Raw genomic sequence first — 24,345 nt, forward strand, 5'->3', positions numbered from 1 at the left:
TTCAGACAATAAAAAAGCACCCCGAAGGGTGCTTTTTTTGTGCCGAAAATTTAGGTATCCGGCGATGACTTGTCACTGACAAACAGGGTCAATTTCAGACCCGGTTGCAGATTATTAGCCTTGGCTAGCGTTGAGTTCCAACGCATCACGTCGTTAATATCGACGCCGTGACGACGTGCAATACTGGCCAGCGAATCACCTTTGCGAACCTGATAGGTGATACTGCTGTTACTGCCGGTGTTGCTGGCCACTTGCAGGGTTTGCCCAACTTTTAAGGTGCTCTTGGCACGTAAGTTGTTCCAACTCTGCAAATCGCTGGACTTAATATTCAACCGCTTGGCAATGCCCGATACCGTATCGCCGGAGCGAACCTTATACGAGCTACCGCCTGTCAAACCGCTGTTCTTCGCCAACTGAGTGGTTGGCTGAGTCACTGCGATCTGGCCATCGGCCAACGAGTCTTTCAGCTGATCGGCATGACCTTTGGGAACCATGATGTAATGGGGCCCGTTGGGTGCCGTAACGCCTTTTTTGTAGCCCGGGTTATAAGCTTTCATCTTGGTGATTGAAAGCCCAGCCATCTCAGCCGCCTGAGTTAGCTGTATTTGCTGCCCAACATCAATACGCGCCAGTGCACGGGTATTATCAGTCTTCGGAAGATTGATACCGTACTTCTTGCTGTTTTTAATGATGTCGCTCAGCGCCAGCATTTTCGGAACATAAATTGACGTTTCACGCGGAAGCGACAATGCCCAGAAATTGGTTGGCTTACCCTGGCGTTTATTCGCCTTAACCGCCTGCATGACACGGCCTTCACCACTGTTATAAGCGGCAACGGTCAGTAACCAGTCACCGTTAAACATGCGGTTCAAATACTGCATCATATCAAGCGCAGCAGTCGTCGAGGCGACGACATCGCGTCGCCCGTCATACCACTGGTTGTTTTTCAAACCATAATTGCGACCCGTTTGCGGCACGATTTGCCATAGCCCTGCGGCGTTGGCACTTGACGTGGCGTGTGGGTCAAAAGCGCTCTCCACTATGGGTAGCAGTACCAGTTCCATCGGCATATTGCGTTTCTTAATCTGCCCGACTATCCAGTACATGTACGGCTCTGCCCGTAATGTTACATCGTGGAGATAGCTCTTACTTTTTAGGTACTTTCTTTTTTGATCACGGATCCGGGAATTTTCCGGAACCTCCATCTTCAGCTCGTCGCTAATGAAGTTCCACAGGTTCTGTTGCGCGGCACCACTATTATTATCTAGCCACCGCGCCGAGCTCGCTCGACCATTCGCTGTGTACTCTCCTGCTTCACTCTCTTGACCTGCCGAAGACAAACTCTGTGCATGCTGTTCTGGGGCCGGTGCGTCCTGCCTGGACGACTGGCACCCCACTAGCAAGACTGAGGCGAGAAATATCGCTTTAGCCTTCATGTGTGTGTCAATATAGTTGCTTAAAAGACGAGCAATCATACTTTGCTTCGTCAAATAACACAACTAAAAGCTCAGAAGTTGTCTTTTCGCAGGCGTAATTCGGAAAAAACCGAATGAAGGTGTTGTGGTGGCGTGTGAAATCCTAATTTTCTTTGTAAATCAGTGTCATGGCAGCGTAAAAATAGGTTAATTTTACGCTCTAATTGTAGCTGAGTGGGAACGCTAGGCTGGTCTTTTGCCCGTAACGCTTCAACTTGTTGCTGATATGTTTCAATTCCTCGATCTTCCGGCAAAATAGCCCGCGCAAACTTAAGATTTGAAAGTGTATATTCATGCGCGCAACAAATTAAGGTGTTATCGGGAAGTTGCGCGAGTTGTTGAAATGAGTCGTACATTTGCTCGGCGGTCCCTTCAAATAACCTTCCGCAGCCGCCAGAGAAAATAGTGTCTCCGCAGAACAGATAAGGTGCGCTATAGAATGCAATATGGCCAAGCGTATGTCCGGGAACCGCGATTACAGCGAATTTTTGGCCATTGATTTCGAGGGTTTCTCCGTCATGAACGATGCGGTTAGCACCTTTGTCGGCAGTTTCTTGCGGTCCATAGACCTTCAGCCCGGGATAGCGCGCCACAATCTGCGCTACGCCACCGACGTGATCGTGATGATGGTGGGTCAACAGAATCGCGTCAGGCGTCAAATTCAGGCGTTCCAGCGCATCAAGCACCGGCTGCGCCTCACCGGGATCGACAATGATGCCGTGTCCCTGCTGGTTATCTAACAACCAAATGTAATTGTCCTGGAAGGCGGGAATGCTGATAAGATTCATCTTGGACCTCTCGTTGGCAACGGCTTGAAAGAAGATAATAAATCATGAAACCAGCCCATACTCTACAAAAGCTCACCAGCCCACAGTCTTGGGCCGAGTTGCCGTGGGGGGAATACTATCGTGAGGCGCTTGAGCGGCAGTTGCAACCCTGGTGGCCGAAGCTGTTTGGTTTCCACCTGCTTAAAATCGGTAATCTCAGCGCCAGTCTGGCTACGGATAAATGCGCCATTTCCCACCAGGTCAACGTCAGTCTGGTAGGCGACAACCTGCAAGTGGTCGCAGATGCTTACCAATTGCCCTTCGCCGCCAAGTCGGTGGATGCCTGTTTACTGGCACACACGCTATCCTATGCTGACGATCCGCACCGCATGCTGCGTGAAGTCGATCGCGTGTTGATCGACGACGGCTGGCTGGTGATCAGCAGCTTCAACCCGTTCAGTCTGTTGGGGTTGGGGAAACTGGTGCCAGGGTTACGCCGCCGCCAGCCCTACGTCAGCCGGATGTTTACTCAAATGCGCCTGCTAGACTGGCTGAGTTTGCTGAATTATGAGGTGTTGCATCAGTCGCGTTTTCACGTGCTGCCTTGGCAGCGTAAAGGCGGGAAGTTTTTGTGCACTCATTTACCGGCGTTGGGGTGTATGAGCGTGATTGTGGCACGTAAGCGTACTTTGCCGTTAACGCCAACGCCGATGAAGCTCGGGGCGCGAAAGCCTTCTCTCAGCCGCGCCGTCGGCGCGACCAAGAGTTATCGCAAGCAGCCTTAGTTTTCCGGTTTGTAACCCACGTCTTCCTGCGTTGGATTACCGGCCGCATCGCGTGCCAGCACGTCGCAGCGTTCGTTTTCCGGATGGCCGGCGTGGCCCTTGACCCATTCCCATTTAACGGTGTGGCGCTGAATGGCCAGATCCAGACGCTGCCAAAGATCGACATTCTTGACCGGCTTTTTGTCGGCGGTCTTCCAGCCACGCTTTTTCCAGTTATGGATCCAACTGGTAATGCCCTGGCGCACATATTGGCTGTCGGTGCTGAGGATCACTTCGCAAGGCGTGGTCAGCGCTTCCAATGCGACAATCGCCGCCATCATCTCCATGCGATTGTTGGTGGTCAGGCGGAAGCCCGCGCTGAAGGTTTTTTCCGTCTGCTTATAGCGCAGTATGGCGCCGTAACCACCGGGGCCCGGGTTGCCAAGGCAGGAGCCGTCGGTGAAAATTTCTACCTGTTTGAGCATCTCTGGTAGACTCTTCCTATCAGTTTTATAAAAGCCAAGTCTGACATAAACGAACGCTGTGAGCACTGCAATATGATCACTACAACCACCAGACAGATTGTCCTCGATACCGAAACCACCGGTATGAACAAGCTCGGGGTGCATTACGAAGGTCATCGCATCATTGAAATTGGTGCGGTCGAAGTCATTAACCGTCGTCCGACCGGCCGTCACTACCATGTCTACATCAAGCCGGACCGGCTGGTGGATCCGGAGGCCTATGGGGTTCACGGCATCAGCGACGAGTTCCTGGCGGATAAACCCACGTTCGACCAAATTGCCGATGAGTTTATCGACTTTATCCGCGGCGGCGAGTTAGTTATCCATAACGCAGCGTTCGACATCGGCTTTATGGATCACGAATTCCGCATGCTGCAGCAGGGGATTCCGAAGACCGATACCTTCTGCACCATCACCGACAGCCTGTTAATGGCGCGTCGCCTGTTCCCGGGCAAGCGCAACAACCTCGACGCCCTGTGCAGTCGTTATGAGATAGACAACAGCAAGCGTACGCTGCACGGCGCATTGCTCGATGCCGAAATCCTGGCGGAAGTCTATCTGGCGATGACCGGCGGTCAGACGTCGATGGCCTTCCAGATGGAAGGAGATACGCAAAACAACAATTCGACGCAGGACATTCAGCGCATTGTGCGTCCGGCAACGGCCATGAAAGTGGTCTACGCCAGCGATGAAGAAGTGATGGCCCATGAGGCGCGTCTGGATTTGGTGGCGAAAAAGGGCGGCAGTTGCCTGTGGCGCACGGAAGCGGAATAACGGTATTTTCGACGTAAATAATCCGGGCTTTATCCCCTTTGCGTTCCGTTAGCTGAAAAACTGTGCAAACGGTTCATTTGGTAAGAAAAAGGCATTGACGGCATAGTGGCTCAACCGTAATATGCGCCTCGTTCCTCTCGCAAGAGAAGAACGGCGCGGAGCGGTAGTTCAGTTGGTTAGAATACCTGCCTGTCACGCAGGGGGTCGCGGGTTCGAGCCCCGTCCGTTCCGCCAACATTCAGAAGCCCTGAGTTAGCAATAACTCAGGGCTTCGTTGTTTTTAATCTTTGCTCAATTGCGTTTTGGCGAAGGTCACCGCCTGATTGGCTGCCCACTCCCGGCGCGCAATGATCCGATAACATCCCCCACCCAGCGCTGCCCCGATAAACCAACTGAAGTTAGCCACCTGATGCAGACTCGGCGTGAAGCTGATTGCCAAGCCGATAATCACTGAAGGCACCAGCGCCCAAATCGCATTCGGATTGAAGCCGTTTTTATACCAGTAACGGCCGTCCGGCGTGGCATTGTACAGGTCATCGACGTGCAGTTCGCCGCGCTTGATAATGTAGAAATCCACCAACAGAATACCGAACAACGGGCCGATAAAGGCTGCCAACACGTCCAGCGTGTAGTGAATCAGCTCGGGTGACTGGAACAGGTTCCAGGGGGTCAACAGGAACGAGCCGACGGCGGCAATCATCCCGCCGGTACGGAAGCTGATCTTCTGCGGTGAACAGTTAGAGAAATCAAAGGCCGGCGAGACAAAGTTGGCCACGATATTGATGCCGATAGTGGCGACGATCATCGTCAGCAGCCCGAGGGCTACGGCGATATCGCTATCGAGGCGGGTGACGGTTTCGATCGGATCGGTAATCAGCTGTCCGAACAGCGGAAGGGTGCCGGAAACGATCACCACGGTTACCAAAGAAAACAACAGGTAGTTGAACGGCAAACCCCAGCGATTGCCGCGCTGTACCTCGGCAAAACTTTTGCCATAACGGGTAAAGTCGCCGAAGTTAAGCAGCGGGCCGGAGAAATAAGAGACCACCAGCGCGGTGGCGGTCAGCATCAGCCAGCCTTGCTCGCCGGCACTCAGGTTTTTGCTTGCCAGGGTCAGGGAGAGATTAGAGAAACCGACGCGGTAAACAATCCAGCCGGCCAGTGCGAACATCACTATGTAAACTGCCGGCCCGGCGATATCGATAAAACGCTTAATCGCCTGCATACCGTGCCAAAACACCATCGCCTGCAGCAGCCACATGGTGATGTAACAAACCCAGCCAAGCTGCGACAGCCCAAGGAAATGCGGTTGGGTCATCGGCTCCAGCGACGGGAAGAATTTCAGCAGTGTGAGCATCAGCGCGTTGGAGGCCAGATAGGTTTGAATGCCATACCAGGCGAAGGCGATCATGCCGCGGATCACCGCCGGGATATTGGCGCCGAACACGCCAAACGCCTGGCGGCTTAATACGGCGTAGGGCACGCCGCCGAGCTGGCTGGGCTTGGCCACCAGGTTAGCGCAAAACTGCACGATGCAAATCCCCACCAGCAGACAAATCAGGACCTGCCAGCTCGACAGGCCGAGGGCGAAGAAGCTGGCGGCCACCACATAGCCGCCCATGCTGTGTACATCGGACATCCAGAAAGAAAAAATGTTGTACCAGCTCCAGTTCTGGTCACGCGTAGGTGCCAGATCGTCGTTGCACAGTTTGGGACTGTAGTTTTCATTAGGGTTTGGCATAAATCGTGCTCCTCTCAAGAACGTCACCCGGATGTTGTGATCTGTTTTTTGGCAAAGGTTGCTGAGAGGGCTTTTGCAGGATCCAGGCCAGACTGTTCTTTTTTGTATACAAAATATCTTCTTCTTGTATACGATTTGACTATTCAAGGGGACGGGGAGCAGAAAAATGGTCGGCACGACGATCGGTAGCAACGCCGCGTGGCATGGGCAACAGGCCACTTATTTCATTGAAGATAAAGACGATCATATTTACAACTCGTTGGTGAAAGCGATTGTCGAACATCGGTTGCTGCCCGGCAGCAAATTGCCGGAAGAAGCCTTGGCCGAGACCTTCGGCGTAAGCCGAACCGGGATCCGGCGGGTGCTGCAGCGCCTTGCCGCAGTGCAATTGGTGACCCAACTGCCCAAACGTGGTGCACAGGTCGCTACGCCCGGGCAGGACGAGGCAACCCAGGTATTCCAGACGCGCAAGATGCTGGAATGCACCAACCTGCCGCAGGTGCTTGCCCACTGCGACGAAAATCATCTGCTGGCGATGGAGGAGATCGTGGCGCAGGAACAGCAGGCGTACCGCGATCAGGACGGCGCTGCGGCGATCCGTCTGTCTGCCGCATTTCACGTTCAATTGCAGGCCATCGCCGGCAATCAGGTGCTGACTGAAATGGTGTCACAGCTAACTTTGCGATCGTCGCTGGCGATCGCCGTTTATGGTTCACCCTGGCAGCAGGGGTGTCGCTGCCACGATCACAGCGATTTGCTGGCGCTGTTGAGGCGGAAAGACAGCGCGGCGCTGGCAGATCACATGGTCCGCCATTTTGACGATATTGTGGCGAATTTACGGTTTAACCACGACGCGAATGAAACGCCGGATTTCGCCCATATTTTTGCCGAAGCCCACCTGCGGGAGACGCTATGACAACTCGCTGCATTATTCAGGTCATCAATCCGAATACCAGCCAGGCAATGACCGAAACCATCGCCGCTGCGGCGCGAGCGGTGGCTGCGCCGGGCACCGAGATCCTGGCGGTCTGCCCACAAGAAGGGGCACCATCAATCGAGGGGCATTTTGACGAAGCCATTGCTGCCATTGGCGTCTTGCAGCAGGTGAAAGCCGGCCGGGAGGCCGGTGTGAGTGGTCATGTCATTGCTTGCTTTGGCGATCCGGGCTTGCTGGCCGCGCGTGAGCTGGCCGACAAACCGGTGGTCGGTATCGCCGAGGCGGCAATGCACATGGCAACGCTGGTGGCGACGCGTTTTTCCATTGTTACCACGCTGCCGCGTACGTTGGTGATTGCAAGGCATTTACTGCATCAATACGGTTTTGAGCGGCACTGTGCGGCGCTGCATGCGATTGATCTGCCGGTGCTGGCGCTGGAGGACGGCAGCGGTCGGGCTCAGCAAAAAGTGCGTGAGCAGTGCATCCGGGCTAAACAACAGGATGGCAGCGGCGCGATTGTGCTTGGCTGCGGCGGCATGGCCGATTTGGCGCGAGAATTGACGCTGGAATTGGGGATCCCGGTGATCGACGGCGTCAGCGCCGCGGTAAAAATGATCGAGTCGCTAAGCGCGCTCGGTCTGAGCACCAGCAAGCACGGCGATCTGGATTTTCCGCGGGCAAAGCCTTTGTCCGGCATGTTCAGTCATTTTAACGGGTGATCGGTAAAGGGAAACAACGATGAGTGATTTCGCGTTCAATAAAGATTATCCCCGTGATTTGATCGGCTACGCCGGTCGTCCACCGCATGCTCGTTGGCCTGGTCAGGCGCGCATCGCGGTGCAGTTTGTCCTCAATTATGAGGAAGGGGCTGAAAACAACGTGCTGCATGGCGATGCCGGTTCCGAACAGTTTCTCTCTGATATCATCGGCGCGGCCAGCTATCCTGAGCGGCATATGTCGATGGATTCCCTTTACGAATATGGTTCACGCGCCGGGTTCTGGCGGATCCATGATGAGTTTCAGCGCCGAGGCCTGCCATTGACGGTCTTTGGCGTGGCGATGGCACTGGCGCGCAACCCGCAGGTGGTCGAAGCGATTAAAAATGCCGGCTACGATGTGGTCAGCCACGGCTGGCGCTGGATCCACTATCAGCAGATGGACGAAAAGACCGAACGGCAGCATATGCAGCAGGCGATGACGGTATTGCGGGATCTGTTCGGCCAGGCACCGCTTGGTTGGTATACCGGCCGCGACAGCCCTAACACCCGCAGGCTGGTGGTAGAGCACGGGGGCCTGCAGTACGACAGCGACTATTACGGCGATGACTTGCCGTTCTGGACCGAGGTGCAGTGCGCCAATGGCGAAACCAAGCCGCACCTGATCGTCCCCTATACCCTCGAGGCCAACGATATGCGCTTCGCCTCGCCGCAAGGCTTTAACACCGGCGAGCAGTTCTTTACCTATCTGAAAGACAGCTTTGACGTGCTGTATGCCGAAGGCGAGGAGTCGCCGAAGATGCTGTCGATCGGCATGCATTGCCGTTTATTGGGCCGTCCGGGCAAGTTTCGCGCGCTGCAGCGTTTCCTGGACTATATCGAGCAATATGACCGGGTCTGGGTGTGCCGACGCCAGGATATTGCTGACCACTGGCTGGCACAGCATCCGTTTAAGAAGTAAAAAAGGGCCGATGTGGCCCTTTTCGTTGTGTTTGAGCGCAGGATTGCGCTCGGGTATGGATCAGAACAGTACAGAGTAGTTCAGACCAAAGGTGCGGCCGCGGCCTTTATAGCTGTAAAGCTCGGGTGAGCCGTAGGTCGGGCTATAGAGGATTGGCGCGCGCTGGCCCCAAACGGTGGTGTATTCCTTGTCCAGCAGGTTTTCTACGCTGAAGCTGAGTTTACCCACCGGCAACGCGTAGCTGCCGAGGAAATCGATGGTGTTGTAGCCATCAATTTTACGCCCCTGGGTCGAGCCGGCCTTGGTGTAATCGCCGTCATCCGATACGTCGAAAGTCTGCTGTGACTGCAGGCGCAGGTTCCAGTCGCCCGGTGCCCAGCCGACGTAGGCGGTCACTTTGGATGGGCTGGCGGTATCCACCACCAGCTTTTTCCATTCGCCGTTGACCTTGGTCTCGGAACGAATGAAGTTGAAGTTGGTGCCTGCGCTCCAGTCGCTGTCTTCGAAGAAGTAATCGACCGCGCCTTCCATCCCGTAAATGCGGCGTTTGTCCGAGTTGACGTTAATGGTCATGTCGGTTTTGTTGATCGAAATACTCTTATCGGACAGGGAGTAGTAGCCGGCAATCTGCGTACGCAGGTTATCGCCGGTGTAACGCCAGCCAAGCTCGTAGGAGTTAACCTTGATACCTTCCAGCTTGGAGTCGCCAACGTTGACGCTTTTGTTCAACTGGTAGTGGCCGTTGTTCAGCGCATAGGTACCGTTGCCGTAATATTTTCCCGGATCCGGGATCTCGTAACCCTGCGAGAAGTTGATCCAGGTTTGCTGGCGTTCGGTCAGGTGAGCCAACAGACCGGCGTTGAACAGGGCGTTGTTGTAGTCCGTTTTCCCGCCTGGGATGGCATCGGCCGAGGTGGCGGCGCCGGTAGCGATAGCCTGCTGCTGGTTGTAGCCAACGAAGTCATCAATCTTGTTTTCGGTGTACTGGTAGCGCACGCCGCCGCTCAGGGTGAAGATAGGGTTGATGTCGTAGCTGGCCTGCAGGAAGGACGCCAGATTGGTGGTGCTGTAGCCCGGGTAGCGCCCGGTGTTATACGCGTTTTGCAGATCCATACCGCCAGACTGCTGTGCTTTGGCCAGATCGAAGAACTGCTGGTTGGAGTTGAACGTCTCATGCTCGGCGTCGATGCCGTAGGTTAACGTCAGGGCATCGATCGGCTTGCTGTTCAGCGTCAGTTTGCCGCCGTAAAAGTCGGTCTTCTGTTGGGAAGCACCGATGCTGGTGACCTGTCCGGCCGTCAGGGTCGGGAACGGGTAGAAGGTCAGCGACTCATCGCGATAGTAGACCTGCGCCACCAGATCCTGACCGAGGAAGTCGGTGTTGGAGTACTGCAGGTTGATCAGGTGGCGTTCGGTCCCCGGAATACGATCCGAATTGAGGTTACCGCTGTTGTAAGCCTTGGCGTTGCCGGTCACCGCAGCGAAATTTTCCCCCAGGAACAGGCCGTGGTCGCCATCGGACTGACTTTTGTAATACTGAGTGGTCAGCTGCAACTGCTGGTGGTCATCGATATTGATGGTGCCGGTGCCCATCACGTCGAGGCGATCGGAGTACTGCAGGCCGGTCTGAGTATTATCAATCAGGACTTCGTTGCCCTTGCCGTCGTACCAGCCACCGTAGCGCTGATAGGAAACCGACAACCGGCCTGAGGCGTTGTCGTTGCCGCCGCTGACCGCTGCCGCCACGTTCTCGTCGTGGTCGTTATGGCCGCCAAAGCCGGTTTTACCGCCGATCTGCAGTTCAACCTGCTGCTCTTTCTGGCCTTTTTTGGTGACGATATTGATCAGGCCGCCGGTGCTGCCGCCGCCGTACAGCGAGGTAGCACCGGAGATCACTTCAATGTGATCGATATTAAAAGGATCGATCGAATCCAGCTGGCGGCTGTCGCTACGCGATGAGTTCAAACGTACGCCGTCGATCATCACCATCATTGAACGGCCGCGCAGGTTCATGCCGTAGTTGGTACGCCCCTGACCGCTGACGTCCATGCCCGGGATCAACTGCGCCAGCATGTCCTTGATCTCTTTGCCGCCCTGGACTTGCTGCTCAATTTCCTGGCTTTCAATCACCCAGGTGGTCTGCGCCATTTCTGCCACTGTACGGTGCGTACGGCTGGCGGAAACCACCATTTGCTCTTCGCTTTTTTGTTCTTCTGCCCAGGCCGTAGGGGCGAGCATCGCCAGCAGGCAAGGGTTTAATACCCAGAGGTGTTTGCGTTTCATCGTTATTTTCCAGTGTGTCCCATATTGGTGTGTAGTTAAAACTCGGTGTAATTGAGCATGACGTGCTCGGCGCGGGAGGGGATACCCGGCTGCCGACTACGCCATTGGATCACCGCCGGGGTGGACGTTAAATCGAACTGGTCGCGTCCTAAAGCCCGGTTGAGAATGCGTGCCGAACGCCAGGCCATCAGGCTGAGCTGGGGTTCGGCGATGCCGTGGCTGTGCATGCCGGCATTAACGGCAAACAGGCAGTTTTCCTTGGGGCCTTCCCACTCCAGGCTGAAGTCGGGGGCTACGCGGAACTGGTCATCGGCGGTGGTCAGCAGGCGGTCAGCCAGAGGTTCGAGGAACGCCGGGCGATCCTGCTGATAGCCGGTGGCGAAAATCACCACGTCGGTGTCGAAGGTTTCTTTACCCTGATCAAGATGGTGATGGGTAACCAACTGCCAGCCATCGCCTGCGGCCTGGATTGCCGCCAGCGAACGGCTTGGCAGCAGGTGCGCCCAGGGCTTTTCGCGCAACACTTCAAACTGGTGATACATCGCGCGGTAAATAGCCAGCAGCGAATCGCTGGTGATGCCGTCGGAGGTCATCTTCTGCTCGGTCAGCATGCGCTGCTTGGCGCCGTCGTTCAGGCCATAGAAGCTGTCAACGTAGTCCGGCGTGAAGTACTCGTTGGCGAAGGCGGCTTCATCCAGCGCGTTATAGTTATTGCGACGCGAAATCCAATTCAGTTGCGCAGGCTTGCCCCATTCGGCGCGGAAAATGTTCAGGAACAGGTCCGCACCGCTCTGGCCGCCACCGACGATGGTGACGCGTTTTCCGGCCAGGTTCGGGTTGCGCATCGTCATCTCGCTGGCATGGAAGCAACGATCGTTTTGCTCGGTAACGCAGTCCGGCAGTTTGATGCGTTTGCCGATGCCCAGGCAGACGTGGCGCGCCCGGTAAGTCGCACGCTGGGTCGTGACGACAAATTGGCGCTGCTGGTCGTCAAAATCCACGCTCTGAATATCCTGACTGAACTCCAGCGACTTCAGCCCGTTGGCGGCCCAGTCGAGGTAGTCGGCGAACTCTTCGCGCGATACCGTACGCAGTTCAGTGGTCAGAAATCGATAAAATTTCTTCCTTTTCACCAGGTAGTTAAGAAAGCTGTAGGGATTGGTTGGCGATACCGCGCTGACCAGATCTTTCAGGAAGCTGGTCTGCATATGGCAATCCGGCACCATCATGCCGGGATGCCAGGAAAAGTGCGGCTTGCGTTCGAGGAATTTACTGTTAAAACCGGCAACTTCACTGCCGAGTGCGGCAATGCTGAGGTTGAACGGGCCGATACCAATGCCGATGAAATCCAGGGGCTGATTCATTGGGCAAACTCCTTGGTGACCAAGTAGAGAGGGTTATCCAGATCCTGCAGATAGTTTGGCAACATGCGACTGCCGCCATCCTGCTCTGAGTAGGTGAGTTTTACCGGGTTGAGCACCACGCGAATAATTTGTGGCTTGAAAAGATCAAACAACGCAAAGCGTTCCGCCATGTCCGGATGCTGTGCCATATAGCCTTTCAGCACCTGTGCCAGCAGTTGATAGAAGCGAGGTTCACTGACCCCACAGGCCTTCATCAGCGGTGAGATAAAGCGCAGCACGGTGACGAAATGCCCGGTTTGCAAATCATGGATCAAATAGTCGGCGGACAGGCGCACGGTGACGTCTCTCACCACTTTCGGCAGCGATGCCGCTTCGGGGAAGTCCTGATCCACCAGGCGCATATCGCCCTGGAAGTCTTTCAACAGCACGCGCTGCGGCACATGATCTTTCATCACCAGCGTGATGTTTTGCCCATGGGCGATCAGCGCTACGCCGTAGCGGCACATCAGGTGGTACATCGGCACCACCACCACGCTGAACATCTGTTGCAGCCAGGCTTCAGCGCTCAGGCCGGAACGGGCGATATAGGCGGCAATCAGCGGCTGGCCGTGGTTGTCGGTTTCCATCAGCGTCGCCATCAAGATGGCTTGTTCGTCTTCCTGCAGGTAGCAAGAAGGGTTCTCACGCCAGATCACCCCCAGCATTTCCTGGTAGCGGTAAGGCGCTTTGGCCAAAGAGGCGTAGGTCGGATGGGTCATATAGCCTGCCGCCGGCTCGCCCAGGATCTCGGCGCCGCTGGCGCTCAGCGTATCGTCCTCGGTAAAAATCTGCTGTAGCCAACGGGAAGCGGCCGGTCCGGCGCTGATGTATTTGCCTGGAATGCCGCGATAACACGAGGTGTTGTAAATGGTCAGCGGCAGCTTGATGTCGAAAGCGGAGCGGCGGCTGATGTTGGTCAGCGTGCGCAACGATTGCTGCGCCAGATAGCTGTCGCCGAATTCACCCAGTTCCACCAGCTCCCCTTCGGCCAGCTGTGGCAGAAAGTGCAAAGCGATCTTTTGTTGCCACTGCCAGGGGTGGAGCGGCACCGGGATCCAGTCATGGCTCAGTTTCAGCTCACGCCAGCGCCGTTCGAAACGTTGGCGTTCGGCACTGTCCATCGCGCTGTTAAGCAGGTTATCCAGTGAATATTCTTCGTCGGCGCACCAGACAAAGCTGCCGCGTTTAGCCGCGACCCAGTGCAGTCGGAACTGCCCCTGGTATTCGGGCGCGTACTGATGCAGCGCGGTCAGGCCCCAGCCACGACGACCTTTATTGAAGATAAACTTGGGGTGTCCGGCCAACAGGCACTGCAGCGCGTCAGCATCCAGGGCAATCAAATCCTGTGCGCTCATGCCGTGACGGGCGGACAGCAACTGCATATCGCCGCGCAGCGTGGCGTACAAATCCTCCAGATGCTCGGCGACCTGCGCATCGTCCATTTTCAACACCTGAGCCAGTTGGCGCAGCGTTTGGTCGGCGGCTAACGGCGATTGATCGCAGGCCAGCGTTGCCGGGTCGATGTGCAGCCAACCCCAAATACCGCGTTCGGCGCTGAAGCTATACTGAGCGTCGCCCAGCAGAATGCGCCATTGTCCGTCGTGTTGCTCGGCATGCAGCGTGCGTTCGTATTCCAGTTCGGCAAGGATCTTGGCGATCATCTGACGGTTTACGCGCTGCCAGTCGGCGTAATCTACGGTGTTCATACTGAAGCCCCCCGGAAGAATTCATCACGCTGATTCATAATCAAACGCGAGCGCTTATGCGGGAAATCGAACTCTTTGACTGTGTGGTAGCCGGCGGCCGGCAGGTGACGGAACAGTCGCTGATTATCCGCGCGCGGTTCGGCGACCACGCGCGTGGTGCGCGGTTCATCCAGATACAGATAATGCGTCAGGCCACGTAGCCAACTGCGAATGTATTGCGCGCCGCGGCAGTCTTCTTCACCGACCAGCATGTGCAGCCCACGGTCGAAAGGCTGCCAGCGGTAGTGGCGACCGATGCGATCTTCTGGAGCCCAATAGACTTCGAAATAGCCGAACGGGCGATCGTCAAAGCACCCCAACAACGGATAGCAGTAGCTGGAGTCCAACTGACGCTGCAGGTAGGCGGCCTGGGTTTCGAGCGGGCCGCTCATTTCCCAGAAGGCATCTACGCGCGGTGAATTCATCCAGCGGGTGAACTGCGCGGCATCGTGCTCCACTTCTGGTAGACGAAAGCTCAGGGTTCGCTTGAGCTGCGGGTCGTAACGACGATAGACCTCGCCGCTGGGGCGGGGCGGGCGCTGCGGGAACCACAGGCTACGCTCCGCGTCATACTGCATTTTCTCGGACGCGGAGTGGCGTTCGGCACCGAGCCACAGCGGTAACTGGTAAAAGGTTTCGCGCGCCAGATAGTCACTGCTGGCTAACGCGAACAGCGTCTGTGCCTGCGGCTCTTCACACCATTGCGCATAAGGCAGGGTGACGCCGCTGAGCTGCGGTGCTGCCACCAACAACTGGTCCAGCGCCTGCACCAGCCAGCCCTGCGGCAGCGGTCCCGGACAGTGCAACACCGCGCTGCCGTCCAGGCCCAGACCGAGTTGCAGCGCCTTTCCCAGCTGCTCACAGCAAAAACCGTTGTCGGCATGCGTCAGTTTGGCTTGCGGCATCATTGAGCGGCTCCCTGGCGCAGCGGGTTGACGAAGTCGAAGTAAATCACCGCCGGATCGACGATGGTGTTTTCGTTATGGTCATGCAGGTAACAGAAGAAGTTGCCTTTGCAGTTCCAGTGGCTGCTGTCGAGGACGTAGTCCAGACACAGGGTGTTTTTGGCGCTGGCACGCAGGCCACTCAGCGCATCGCGCACCCGGGCCATCAGCTGTTCTTCAGTGTCGAAACCGGCCGCGGCTAACGCCGCAGTGACCGCCAGGCTGGAGTTCACCAGCAGGTAGTAAGGGAAGTAACGCAGTAACTGCTGTTCGCTGAAGCGGTTTTCCGCCTCGGCCTCGCCAATTTCTGCTAACCAGGGTCCGGCATCGCGGGTAAAGCCGCTGCCCTGACAGTCGCGGTACAGCATGCCGACCGGCAGATCCTGCTGCATTTCCACCAGAATATTTTGTTGATGGGCCAGCAGCACCAGTCCGTAATCGGCTTCAGTGCTGAACAGCGGCAGTAAGACATGTTGGCAGTAAGCATCCAGCCAGGTATGAGCGGCCTGTTGCACCGGCAGGTTCAGTCGGGTGGCCAAACGCCGCACCGCTGCTGCCAGCAGGCTGTCGCCGCCGTCCGGTGCGGCCTGGGTCAGGGTGACCAGCACATTGGTCTGGCTTTCCGGCTGCTCAAACAGCAGGTTATCGCGCAGTGCCATCAGGCTTTCTTCCTGAATCGTTCCGTCCGCAGAGCGCAGCCCGGCCCAGCCGTCTTCCTGCATCACGCGGAAGGTGGGATAACGTGCCTGCAACTGCTGCCAGCGTGGCGTTTGCGCCAAACGGGCCAAACGGATGCCGCGTTTCACTTCTTTGACCGACAGGGTACGCACCGAGTTGGTCAGGCGCACGCTGAGGGAGAATTTGATCATGTCACGATTGCTGGCGCTGTACAGCGAGCGGGAAGAGCTGGTTGGCAACCAGCGCTCGCCGGCTTCGCCCAGATCGCTGAGCAATCCTTGGGTCACCAGTTCCTGGCACCAGGCCTGCGTCAGCAAATGGTCGGCCTGCCACGGATGCATCGGCAACAGCCAGACGTCATCGGTAAAATGCGCCAGCAGTTGCGGTGCGCTTTCTGCGGCAAAACGCTGCAGGCGCTGCTGTAGCGTCAGGTTCAGGCTGTCGCCGCACAGGTGGTGTTTATCGACGGCAAACCAGCGCAGCGGGAAACGGACGCCAAAATCTGGCAGGTAACGGCGCGCCTGCTGTTCGTCGAAAGGTTCATGGGACTTGGGAGCCGGGTGGAAGGCGTGGCCTACCAACAGGCCCTGTTCCGCCTGAGCGAAGTTCAGCGGCTTGTCGCGCAGCGTTGGCCAGTCCAGGCGCACTGCGATCGCCTGTTGGGTATTGTCATGACTCTCCAGCACGCGCTGGCGGAAACGGGTAACGACCTCATCCGGCAGTTCTCCCTTCACCGACGGTTTTTCCAGCAATAAAGTCACCCATTGTTCCACGCTCAATGCAACACCAGCGCCGTCGTCTTGCTGATGCAAGCGGGCAGGGAACAGATATTGGTGATGTTGGGTGGGGGAGGTGTGACGTAAAGTGATGCGGATAGCCTGAGAAGGCGAAAGTGGAATATGAAGCTGCGGATACTGTTGGTTGTTGGCCGCCGGAACGATTTGCCAGTCCCGGGTTTCACGCATCAACGCGTTGAGAAAACATTGCGCAGCCACGTCGGTCGTCGCGGTTTCAAACTGGATTGTCATGATCCCATTTCACTATTGAATCAATTGAGAATGATTCTTATATCAATAATATTTATTGTTATCAATCGCCGTATGATACAATTTTTCAATGAATTGAACATAACCTTATAATTTTATTAACGGTAAATTTACGTTTGATGCATATTTCTTCTCCTCCTGAATCACCGCCAATGGCGAATACGTCTCCTTCCAACTGGCCGCTGGCTTTGTGCGCCGGGCTGCTGGGTATCGGGCAAAACGGCCTGCTGGTGGCGTTGCCGGTGCTGGTCAGCATGACCCAGCTGTCGCTTTCAGTCTGGGCCGGACTTTTGACGCTCGGCTCGATGCTGTTTCTGGTGGGGTCACCCTGGTGGGGCAGGCAGTCTGAAATTCGCGGCTGCAAGTTCGTGGTAACCATGGCGTTAGCAGGGTATTTGTTCAGTTTTGCTTTACTGGCACTGGCGGTTTGGGGGCTGGCGTCTGGCTGGCTTTCATCGACGCTGGGGTTGGGCGGTCTGATTGTGGCACGCGTTATCTACGGGCTGACGGTGTCCGGTATGGTGCCTGCCAGCCAGACCTGGGCGCTACAGCGTGCCGGCTATGAACAGCGTATGTCAGCGCTGGCGACCATCAGTTCCGGGCTGAGCTGCGGGCGACTGTTGGGACCGCTGTGCGCCGCGCTGGCGTTGTCGATTCATCCGATGGCGCCGCTGTGGTTGATGGCGCTTGCGCCATTGATCGCCCTATTGGTGGTGTGCCGCCAGCATAACGATCCGCCGCTACCGCCGGTTGCCCATCAGCAAAACCGACTTCGCCTCAATATGGTGCCTTACCTGCTGTGCGCTCTGCTGCTGGCCGCATCGGTCAGCTTGATGCAATTGGGATTGGCACCGCATTTGACCGGTTTATTCAGTCATTCCGCTACCACCGTCAGTCATCACGTGGCGGTGTTGCTGAGCGTGGCGGCGGCCTGTACGCTGTTGGCTCAGTTTCTGGTGGTGCGCCCGCAGCGCTTTAGCGCGCCGCAGCTGCTGCTGATTGCCGCCGTGCTGATGATGGTGGGACTGGGCCTGATGTGCGCTCAGCCTTTGGCGCTGTTCTATGTCGGTTGCGCACTGGCCTCTTTTGGCGCGGCCATGGCGACGCCGGGCTATCAACTGATGTTGAACGATAAATTGTCTACCGGCAAAGGGTCGGGGGTCATTGCTACCAGTCATACGCTGGGTTACGGCCTGAGCGCATTGATGGTGCCGGTGGTGGCCAAATTTTATGGTGAGTCGCAGCTGATCGCCGCGGCTCTGATGATGGCGGTTCTGCTGGGGGGCATCAGCAGCTGGCTGTGGCGCCAGCACCGCATCAGCGTAAATTCTGCAGGAGAGTAAAAGAATGTCCGGTGCATCAAGCTACAGAATTTTTGATATCACACTGAAAGTCAAAGAAAATGTGTCTCCCTCCTTGCTGCGCTGCGTTTTCGAGGGACCGGACGTCCATCGCATGAAGCTGGAAGCGCCGGATCAGCGCATCAAACTGTTGTTCCCGGCCCAAGAGGGGCAGATCCTGCGTCTGGAAAACAGCGACGACTGGTATCGCGACTATATGGCAATACCGAAAGAGCAACGCCCGGTGATGCGCACCTATACGCTGCGGGCGCTGCGTGCCGAACAGAATCAAATGGACGTCGAGTTTGTGCTGCATGGCGTGAACGGCCCGGCCTCTGCGTGGGCGACCCATGCCAAACCGGGGGATGTTATTCAAACCGTTGCCCCCAATGCCGATTTTGACGGTGACAGCGGCGGTTACGAGTGGGTGCCCCCGAGCGAGCTGCAGCAGGCCCTGTTGATCGCCGACGAGACGGCGGTACCGGCGGCGGTAGGCATTCTGGAACAGCTGGCGCAGCGGGCCAATCCACCGCAGGTACAGGCTTTCTTCGAGGTTCCTGTGGCAGGCGACTGCCTGAATATGGACCGCTTCCCGTTTGCCGAGGTGTATTGGTTGCCGCGCGACGTCGGGCATCAGCAGATGCACGGCACGCTGCTGGTGGAGTCGGTGCGCCAGCGGGTAAATATTCCCGAATCGGCACGGACGCAAGCGCAGTCGCTGGCGGAAAACAGTTTGGGCGGCGATCTGCTGTGGGAACGAGCCGAAGGGGCGAAAAGTTTCTACGCTTGGGTTGCGGCAGAGTCTTCCGCGGTGAAGGCGTTGCGCCGTTATCTGATTGGCGAACGCGATCTCGATCGCTCCACCGTTAACTTTATGGCGTACTGGTGTTGAGGGGCCCCGTCAATAACTGACTTCACTTTGATGGCGCACCGCCAGCAGTACAGCGGTGCTGCCATCAAAGTGATACAGGGCAATATAGCCGCTGTTGCCGAAATCGATCGGCCATTCCCTAAACTCAATTTCCATATCTTCAACGGGCCGACCGGCCTGAGGATGATGGGCCAGGATATTGACGCTGCTACGAATGGATGCGATGGCCTTTTGCGCAGCCTGGCGATCTTTGGCCGCCAGAAATCGGTACAAGCGCTGAATATCGAGCAGTGCGGCAGGCGTCCATATCAGTTGTGGCACTCCGGTATCTCCGTATCATCACCTTTTTCCAGGTTAGCGAGCCAATGATCAGCCTCGTCTTGGGTCAGATGTTTACCATTGGTCTGATACGTTTCCCAGGCTTGTAGTGCGTCTTTGCGCAGCGCTTCGCGCTTTTCTTCTCGCTCGACGTATTCACGGATCGCCTCACGCATAATCCAGTGCGCACTTCGCTGACGCGTGGTCGCGATTTGTTGCACCCGTTGCTTGAGCTCATCATCAATTTTTATCGATGTAGCCGTAGTCATAAGTAGCCTCGGTTAGCTAAAGGTAATACCTCTGACGACTATAAGGCCCAATATGCCAGGCTGTCCATTTTTTGTGCGCCCGGTTTGCCTTAAGCCATCAAGCTCACGTGCGCGGCGACGATACGCCAGCCGCAGGGGAGTTTGACCCAGGTTTGCATCTGGCGGCCAACGCTTTCGCTGCCGGGGCGGCGGAATTCGGTACTGGCGACGGCCATATCGTCACCGTAGGTGGTGATAACGGTGTTCTCCAATAGGCGATCCAACCCTTTGGAAGGACGTTGTTGGCGGAAGTCACGGATCTGATCGATGCCGTACAAATTCTCCGTCGCGCCGTAACGGACGGTGCGACCATCGTGCCAAAACAACTCATCCAGCACTTCAATATCATTGCCGACCAGCGCCTGTTCGTAACGGTAAAAGGCGGCGTTCACCTCAGCCAGCACCGCCGGACGATCGATATACTCACTTTTCATCATTTAGTCCTGTTTTCCCGGTAAAACACATCTCGCCACGCCTCGTTGTTCCAGAGCGTAAGCGGCTCGCAGTGCCAGATCCTCCCGCCAGGGCGGGGCAATCAGTTGCAGGCCTATCGGCAGGCCAGAGGCGGTTCTCAGCGGCACCGTCACTACCGGCAGGCCGAGGAAAGAGACAGGCTGCGTCAGCATGCCCATACTGGCGCGGATCGGCAGATCCGTGCCGTTGATATGCATGGTTTCCTGGCCGATCGGCGTGGCGCTACAGGGCGTTGCCGGGGCGATGAGGATGTCCCAGCGTTCGAACAACGGCAGCACCTGTTGCTGAAAATGGGTACGAAAGCGCTGCGCCTGTACATACCAGGCGGAGGGCAGCATGGCGCCGGCCAGCAGGCGTTCACGCGACAGCGGTTCAAAGCGGTTCGGCTGGCTGCGCAACAGCGGCAGATATTGATTGCCCCCCTCGGCGGCGCTGATGATAAACGCCGCCGAGCGGGCCAGTTCGGCCTGCGGAAATTCAACTTCAGCCACGGCCTCCAATGCCTGCGCGACCTGCCTTACGGCGGTTTTAGCGTCATCGTTGCACCACTGCTGAAAATACCCGCCCAGCACCGCGCAACGCAGGCCTTGTTGGCCACGGGGCAACAGCGATTCGGTTTGCGTGACCGGTTTATCCGCCTGAAAACGGTCTTCGATATCCGTGCCCTGCATCACGTCATACACCGCCGCCAGATCGCGTACCCGGCGGGCAAAGGGGCCGAGATGATCCAGACTGGCGACGAATGGCTGACTACCGCTGCGTGACAGACGGCCAAAGGTTGGCTTCAGCCCAAAGACGCCGCACAGCGACGCGGGTACGCGTATGGACCCATTGGTGTCGCTACCGAGGGAAAATGTCACCAGCCCGGCAGCGACCGCCGCCGCTGAACCGCCTGAGGAGCCACCGGCAATACGCGTAGTGTCGTGCGGGTTACGCGTCGCGCCGTAGTGGCTGTTTTCGGTGGTAAAACCGTAGGCATAGGCGTCCATATTCAGCATGCCTGACAGCAAGGCGCCTTGTCCGGCCAGTCTGCCGATCGCCCAGGCGTCCTGTTTGGCCGGCGGGTTATCGCTGAACAGGCTGGCACCCGCCAGGGTGGTTTCGCCGGTGACGTCGAACAGGTTTTTTACCGCGTAAGGGATCGCCGCCAGGCTCGGCAATGGAAGACCTTTGGCACGTGCGCGATCGAGGTGATCGGCTTCGCTCAACATGCGTTCGCGCGTGATATGGGTATAGGCGTTCAGCGCCGGATCCAGTGCGTCAATATTCTCTAACGTTTGTTGGGCAATCTCACGTGCAGAAATCGCACCTTGCTTCAGGGCCGCGCGGATCTCGGCGATCGATAGGGTACTTAACGAATTCATGCGCGATACACTCCTGCGATCTCCATGCGTGGATCGAGCGGAAAGGCCATCAAGGGTTCCGCCAGTGCAGCGATGCGATTGAACTGGATCAGCAGTTCCTGACGGCGCGCGTCATCCATTTCCAGCGCCAGTATCGCTTCCATTTGGCTGATATAGGCCGCCCAGTCGACGGCAGGTTGGTTTTTCATTTTACTTCTCCCCAATCAAAATGGCGGCTAGAAGCCGGCGGCACTGCCGTTGCTGCGGGGATCGAAAGCCCCTTCAAGCATGCCGTTCGTATGGCGAACAATGGCGCCGGCGTGGCCGACCGCTTCGCTAAAGTCCGGTAACAACTCCACGTCGTGGCCCCGTTGGCGCAGGTAGTCGACGGTTTCCGCGCTAAAGCGACCTTCCAGCTTCAGTGAGTCAGAGCTTTCACCCCAGGTGCGGCCCAGCAGCCAGCGCGGCGCACTGATCGCTTGCTGCAGCGGCAGACCCTGCACCACATGGCGAACAAACACCGCCGCCTGGGTTTGCGGCTGACCATCGCCGCCCATGGAGCCATACACCAACGTGCGCCCGTCATACAGGCGAGCCGCCGCTGGGTTCAGGGTGTGGAAAGGTTGTTTGCCCGGTGCCAGTGCCAGCAGATGGGCGGCATCCAGGCTGAAGGAAGCACCGCGGTTTTGCCACAGGATGCCACTTTGCGGCAATACCACGCCGCTGCCGAATTCGTGGTAAATGCTTTGGATAAAGGACACCGCCAGACCGCTGCTGTCCATCACGCCCATCCAGACGGTATCACCAGGCCCCTTGCCTTTGCCCCAGGCTGCGGCATGCTCATGATCGATACGCTGTGCCAGCGCATCCAGGCGTTCGGTCGTCAGGAGTGCCTGCGGATCCTGCGTCATTTGGCGTGGATCGGTGATGAATTGGTCACGCAGACCGAAAGCCAGCTTGGTGGCCTCGACGATGCCATGCACTACTGCGCCTTCGCTTTTGCTGGCAAGGGGCAGGCGATCGGTCAAACCGAGGATCGCCAGCGACACCAGGCCCTGAGTGGGGGGGGTGAGATTGAAGACCTCGCCTTTCTGGTGCTCAAGTCGCAACGGCGTGCGCCGCCGTGGCCGATAATCCGCCAGATCTTGTGCGGTGAGCGGCATGCCCAGCCGGGCCATGTCGGTCGCGATGCTTTGTGCCAGTGGGCCGCGATAGAAGCTGTCTAATCCGTCTTCGGCCAGGGCAATCAGGGTATCCGCTAACTGTGGCTGGCAGAAACGCTGCCCGGCAAGGGGGATTTCCCCCTGCGGCAAATAAGTGCGAGCAAAATGTTCCACATCCGCCAGTTCATGATATTTGCTGCGTGTGGCGGCCTCCTGCGAGGCGGTGACCGGAATGCCGTCCGCCGCATAGCGAATGGCATCGGCCAGCAGGCGCGGTAGCGGCAGCTGTTCGCCGCCCAGCTCGCTGGAATAGTCTAGCGCTTCGCGCCAGCCGCCTACGGTGCCGGCAACGGTCAGCGCCGCTCTGGGGCCGCGATGTGGGATGTGGCTTTCGCCCGCATAAAAATCCAGCGTGGCCAGCGAACCGGCGGCACCGCTGGCGTCGATCGCCACCGGATCGCCCTGGGGAGGAACAATCAGCCAGAAGCCGTCACCGCCCAGGCCATTCATGTGCGGATAAACCACGGCGATAGTCGCGGCGGCGGCCACCATGGCTTCGATGGCGTTCCCCCCTTCACGCAAAACCGCCAGCGCGCTTTCGCTGGCGAGGTGGTGAGGCGTGACGGCCATGCCCAATGGCGCGGTATTGCTGTTAATCATTTCTTGGCCCTTGTTTGAGGTCAGCTTCTGTCTCAAAGACAAGCAAGAGGCGTTCCATGTTTTCTTCAGCGGTAATAAACGCTTGCCAGCGGGTAGATTGGCCGTGCTATGTTCCGCTGAAACAAAGGTTACAAGCAGGAGCAGCAATGAAGCAGATCGATGAACGCCTGCGCGGGGAATATTCGCAACTTACGCCGCAGGAACAGCGGGTAGCCGACTTCATTTTCGATCACTTTGACGACCTGATCAGCTACAACAGCGCCGAGTTGGCACGCCTGAGCGGCGTATCCAAAGCCACCGTCAGCCGCCTGTTCAAACGCCTGGGCTACCCAAGCTACCGTGCAATGCGTGGCGAACTGCGTACCCTGCGCCAGAGCGGTATGCCGCTGACCGATAATCGTGACGCGGTGCAGGGCAACACCCTGCTGGCGCGGCATTACAAGCAGGAAATGGCCAACCTTACCCAGTGGGTGAACCATATTGACGCCGGCCAGTTCAATGCGGTGATCGCCGCCCTGGTGCAGGCTCGGCGTGTGGTACTGATGGGATTTCGCAACAGTTATCCGATCGCTATGCACCTTCGCCAGCAATTGATGCAGGTACGTGAGCAGGTGTTATTGATGCCGCAGCCCGGGCAAACGCTGGCGGAAGAGCTGGTCGATTTGGACCACGGAGACGTGGCCGTAGTTGTGGCTTTTCGCCGTCGGCCGCGTCAGCTGCGAGCCTTGCTGACGCAGTTGCAGATCCAGCAGGTACCGACGCTGCTGGTGTGCGAGCCGCAGGCGCAGTCGCTGATCCCATTGGCGAACTGGCATCTGGCGGCGCCGCTGGATAGCGTTTCCGCCTTTGACAGCTATTCTGCCGCCATGAGCCTGGTCAATCTGCTCAGCAATGCGCTGCTGCATGAGACGCTGGCGCAAGGGCGTCAAAGGATCCATCAGATCGCCGATCTGTATGGCGACCTGGATGAGCTGGAGCAACGTTGATTTCCGCGCCATTTTGGTGCTTTCGCACTTTGATGGTGCGCATTTTTCTCCGTGATATCCCTTCCTCCTGCCACCGTCATGGCAGAGGAGTTTTCTCTCTGGCCCCTAAGTTAAAGACAGCAAA

The 24,345-nt window shown here is 57.2% G+C and carries 23 protein-coding genes and 1 tRNA gene; 9 read left to right on the forward strand and 15 right to left on the reverse strand.

Annotation, left to right across the window (positions count from 1 at the left end; all coding sequences use genetic code 11):
- Positions 1–50 precede the first annotated feature (50 nt).
- Both mltD and gloB read right to left on the reverse strand, forming a co-directional pair.
- Complete coding sequence (gene mltD / locus LQ945_RS17680) at positions 51–1,436, reverse strand: murein transglycosylase D (protein WP_170868526.1); 1,386 nt, start codon at positions 1,434–1,436, stop codon at positions 51–53.
- A 71-nt stretch (positions 1,437–1,507) separates the two neighbouring features.
- A complete protein-coding gene (gene gloB, locus LQ945_RS17685; protein ID WP_269936274.1) occupies positions 1,508–2,263 on the reverse strand; it encodes a hydroxyacylglutathione hydrolase in 756 nt (251 codons plus the stop codon).
- A gap of 44 nt (positions 2,264–2,307) precedes the next feature.
- On the opposite strand from gloB, the gene LQ945_RS17690 reads away from it, so the two are divergent.
- A complete protein-coding gene (locus tag LQ945_RS17690) occupies positions 2,308–3,027 on the forward strand; it encodes a class I SAM-dependent methyltransferase (protein WP_269936273.1) in 720 nt (239 codons plus the stop codon).
- On the opposite strand, the gene rnhA is transcribed toward LQ945_RS17690, so the two are convergent.
- Positions 3,024–3,491, reverse strand: a complete 468-nt coding sequence (gene rnhA / locus LQ945_RS17695) for a ribonuclease HI (RefSeq protein ID WP_044548437.1) — start codon at positions 3,489–3,491, stop codon at positions 3,024–3,026. The two genes, LQ945_RS17690 and rnhA, sit on opposite strands and share 4 nt — an antisense overlap.
- A 72-nt stretch (positions 3,492–3,563) precedes the next feature.
- Here rnhA and dnaQ point away from each other — a divergent pair, with 72 nt between their 5' ends.
- Together dnaQ and LQ945_RS17705 are read left to right on the forward strand one after the other, a co-directional pair.
- Positions 3,564–4,304, forward strand: coding sequence for a DNA polymerase III subunit epsilon (gene dnaQ, locus LQ945_RS17700; protein ID WP_020825328.1), 741 nt, complete (start codon positions 3,564–3,566; stop codon positions 4,302–4,304).
- 157 nt (positions 4,305–4,461) lie between these two features.
- Positions 4,462–4,538 (forward strand) — tRNA-Asp (locus LQ945_RS17705).
- A gap of 46 nt (positions 4,539–4,584) precedes the next feature.
- Here LQ945_RS17705 and LQ945_RS17710 read toward each other — a convergent pair.
- Positions 4,585–6,045, reverse strand: a complete 1,461-nt coding sequence (locus tag LQ945_RS17710; protein ID WP_044548440.1) for an NCS1 family nucleobase:cation symporter-1 — start codon at positions 6,043–6,045, stop codon at positions 4,585–4,587.
- Between the two features lie 166 nt (positions 6,046–6,211).
- Here LQ945_RS17710 and LQ945_RS17715 point away from each other — a divergent pair, with 166 nt between their 5' ends.
- From LQ945_RS17715 to puuE, 3 genes are read left to right on the forward strand one after another with little or no spacing between them, the layout of a single operon-like run.
- Positions 6,212–6,961, forward strand: a complete 750-nt coding sequence (locus tag LQ945_RS17715; protein WP_270101362.1) for a GntR family transcriptional regulator — start codon at positions 6,212–6,214, stop codon at positions 6,959–6,961.
- Positions 6,958–7,701 carry an allantoin racemase gene (hpxA, locus tag LQ945_RS17720; protein ID WP_046374450.1) on the forward strand — a complete coding sequence of 248 codons (744 nt, stop codon included), beginning with the start codon at positions 6,958–6,960 and terminating at the stop codon, positions 7,699–7,701. Before LQ945_RS17715 ends, hpxA begins: the two co-directional genes overlap by 4 nt.
- Before the next feature lie 19 nt (positions 7,702–7,720).
- Complete coding sequence (puuE, locus tag LQ945_RS17725) at positions 7,721–8,659, forward strand: allantoinase PuuE (protein ID WP_270101363.1); 939 nt, start codon at positions 7,721–7,723, stop codon at positions 8,657–8,659.
- Positions 8,660–8,719: 60 nt separating this feature from the next.
- Here the strand turns inward: puuE and LQ945_RS17730 are convergent, their stop codons facing one another.
- From LQ945_RS17730 to LQ945_RS17750, 5 genes are read right to left on the reverse strand one after another with little or no spacing between them, the layout of a single operon-like run.
- Positions 8,720–10,942, reverse strand: coding sequence for a TonB-dependent siderophore receptor (locus LQ945_RS17730; protein ID WP_270101364.1), 2,223 nt, complete (start codon positions 10,940–10,942; stop codon positions 8,720–8,722).
- A gap of 35 nt (positions 10,943–10,977) precedes the next feature.
- Complete coding sequence (locus LQ945_RS17735) at positions 10,978–12,306, reverse strand: lysine N(6)-hydroxylase/L-ornithine N(5)-oxygenase family protein (RefSeq protein WP_270101365.1); 1,329 nt, start codon at positions 12,304–12,306, stop codon at positions 10,978–10,980.
- The gene (gene iucC, locus LQ945_RS17740) at positions 12,303–14,051 is read right to left on the reverse strand and encodes an aerobactin synthase IucC (protein ID WP_270101366.1); all 1,749 of its coding nucleotides are present in this window, start codon (positions 14,049–14,051) and stop codon (positions 12,303–12,305) included. The genes LQ945_RS17735 and iucC overlap by 4 nt, the downstream gene beginning before the upstream one ends.
- A complete protein-coding gene (locus tag LQ945_RS17745; protein ID WP_270101367.1) occupies positions 14,048–14,998 on the reverse strand; it encodes a GNAT family N-acetyltransferase in 951 nt (316 codons plus the stop codon). Before LQ945_RS17745 ends, iucC begins: the two co-directional genes overlap by 4 nt.
- The gene (locus LQ945_RS17750; RefSeq protein WP_270101368.1) at positions 14,995–16,740 is read right to left on the reverse strand and encodes an IucA/IucC family protein; all 1,746 of its coding nucleotides are present in this window, start codon (positions 16,738–16,740) and stop codon (positions 14,995–14,997) included. Before LQ945_RS17750 ends, LQ945_RS17745 begins: the two co-directional genes overlap by 4 nt.
- A gap of 137 nt (positions 16,741–16,877) precedes the next feature.
- Here LQ945_RS17750 and LQ945_RS17755 point away from each other — a divergent pair, with 137 nt between their 5' ends.
- Together LQ945_RS17755 and LQ945_RS17760 are read left to right on the forward strand one after the other, a co-directional pair.
- Positions 16,878–18,101, forward strand: coding sequence for an MFS transporter (locus tag LQ945_RS17755; RefSeq protein ID WP_420136166.1), 1,224 nt, complete (start codon positions 16,878–16,880; stop codon positions 18,099–18,101).
- A 4-nt stretch (positions 18,102–18,105) separates the two neighbouring features.
- The gene (locus LQ945_RS17760) at positions 18,106–18,990 is read left to right on the forward strand and encodes a siderophore-interacting protein (protein ID WP_270101370.1); all 885 of its coding nucleotides are present in this window, start codon (positions 18,106–18,108) and stop codon (positions 18,988–18,990) included.
- A 9-nt stretch (positions 18,991–18,999) separates the two neighbouring features.
- Here LQ945_RS17760 and LQ945_RS17765 read toward each other — a convergent pair whose 3' ends face one another.
- From LQ945_RS17765 to LQ945_RS17790, 6 genes are all read right to left on the reverse strand, one after another.
- Entirely contained in the window at positions 19,000–19,290 is a 291-nt protein-coding gene (locus LQ945_RS17765) for a type II toxin-antitoxin system RelE/ParE family toxin (RefSeq protein WP_262242271.1), read from the reverse strand.
- Entirely contained in the window at positions 19,278–19,556 is a 279-nt protein-coding gene (locus LQ945_RS17770) for a CopG family ribbon-helix-helix protein (RefSeq protein WP_044548457.1), read from the reverse strand. The genes LQ945_RS17765 and LQ945_RS17770 overlap by 13 nt, the downstream gene beginning before the upstream one ends.
- A gap of 89 nt (positions 19,557–19,645) precedes the next feature.
- Positions 19,646–20,029: an oxalurate catabolism protein HpxZ gene (hpxZ, locus tag LQ945_RS17775; RefSeq protein ID WP_270103002.1), complete on the reverse strand. Its 384-nt coding sequence runs from the start codon at positions 20,027–20,029 to the stop codon at positions 19,646–19,648.
- Between the two features lie 3 nt (positions 20,030–20,032).
- A complete protein-coding gene (locus tag LQ945_RS17780) occupies positions 20,033–21,433 on the reverse strand; it encodes an AtzE family amidohydrolase (RefSeq protein ID WP_270101371.1) in 1,401 nt (466 codons plus the stop codon).
- On the reverse strand, positions 21,430–21,621 hold the full coding sequence (gene hpxX, locus LQ945_RS17785; RefSeq protein ID WP_270101372.1) for an oxalurate catabolism protein HpxX: 192 nt from the start codon (positions 21,619–21,621) through the stop codon (positions 21,430–21,432). Before hpxX ends, LQ945_RS17780 begins: the two co-directional genes overlap by 4 nt.
- A gap of 27 nt (positions 21,622–21,648) precedes the next feature.
- Positions 21,649–23,235, reverse strand: coding sequence for a gamma-glutamyltransferase family protein (locus LQ945_RS17790; protein WP_270101373.1), 1,587 nt, complete (start codon positions 23,233–23,235; stop codon positions 21,649–21,651).
- A gap of 146 nt (positions 23,236–23,381) precedes the next feature.
- Between LQ945_RS17790 and LQ945_RS17795 the strand changes: the two genes are divergently transcribed.
- The gene (locus tag LQ945_RS17795; RefSeq protein ID WP_270101374.1) at positions 23,382–24,221 is read left to right on the forward strand and encodes a MurR/RpiR family transcriptional regulator; all 840 of its coding nucleotides are present in this window, start codon (positions 23,382–23,384) and stop codon (positions 24,219–24,221) included.
- Positions 24,222–24,345 lie beyond the last annotated feature (124 nt).

Origin of the sequence: Serratia liquefaciens (genome assembly GCF_027594825.1) — a bacterium.
Lineage (GTDB): Bacteria > Pseudomonadota > Gammaproteobacteria > Enterobacterales > Enterobacteriaceae > Serratia > Serratia liquefaciens_A.